The following is a 929-nucleotide window of genomic DNA, read 5'->3' on the forward strand; positions in this document are numbered from 1 at the left end:
CGGGCTGACCGAGGCACCGGTGATCGTGCTGGGGCACCTCACCGAGGCGCAGCGCCGGGCCTATCGTATCGCGGACAACCGGCTTGCTGAATCGCCATGGGATGAGGCGCTGCTGTCGGCCGAGTTGCAGGACCTGCTGGCCGACGACTACGACCTGTCGCTGGTCGGGTTCTCGGACGGCGAGCTCGACAAGCTTCTGGCCTTCGATCCGGACGGAGGCGGTGAAGAAGAAGGTGGCGCCGGGGGCTCCGTGCCTCCGGTGACCATCCCCGAACCGCCGCGCCACCCGGCCTCGCGCGCGGGCGATCTGTGGATCCTCGGCGATCACCGCCTGCTCTGCGGGGACTCGACCAGCCACGACGATGTGCGCCGTTTGATGAACGGCGAGCGCGCGGTGCTGTTCGCGACCGACCCGCCGTATCTCGTCGATTACGACGGCTCGAACCACCCGACGCGGAACAAGGACTGGAGCCAGAGCTACGGGACGACGTGGGACGACAGCTCGCAGGGCGCGGAACTCTACGAAGGCTTCATCGCCGCCGCGGTCGCCGAGGCGATCACGGAGGATGCGGCCTGGTACTGCTGGCACGCCTCGCGCCGCCAGGCGATGCTCGAGGCCTGCTGGGAGAAGGCGGGCGCCTTCGTCCATCAGCAGATCATCTGGGTGAAGGATCGCGGCGTCCTGACCCGGTCGCATTACCTGTGGAAGCACGAGCCCTGCTTCATGGGCTGGCGCCGCCCGAATCGCCCGCCGAAAGTGGCGGAACAGACGCTGCCCTCGACCTGGGAAATGCCGTCCTTCGCCAAGGACGAGCGCCCGGATCACCCGACGCCGAAGCCGCTCGACGCCTTCGGCATCCCGATGCGCCAGCATGTGGCACGGGGCGGGCTCGCTTACGAGCCCTTCGCTGGCTCCGGCTCGCAGATCA

The 929-nt window shown here is 68.6% G+C and carries 1 protein-coding gene; it reads left to right on the plus strand.

The features are described 5' to 3' along the window. Positions 1-929, plus strand: a 929-nt coding sequence (locus tag DRV84_RS15155) for a DNA modification methylase (RefSeq protein WP_115982148.1), incomplete at both ends; no start/stop codon positions are given.

This window comes from Rhodosalinus sediminis, from assembly GCF_003385555.1.
Lineage (GTDB): Bacteria > Pseudomonadota > Alphaproteobacteria > Rhodobacterales > Rhodobacteraceae > Rhodosalinus > Rhodosalinus sediminis.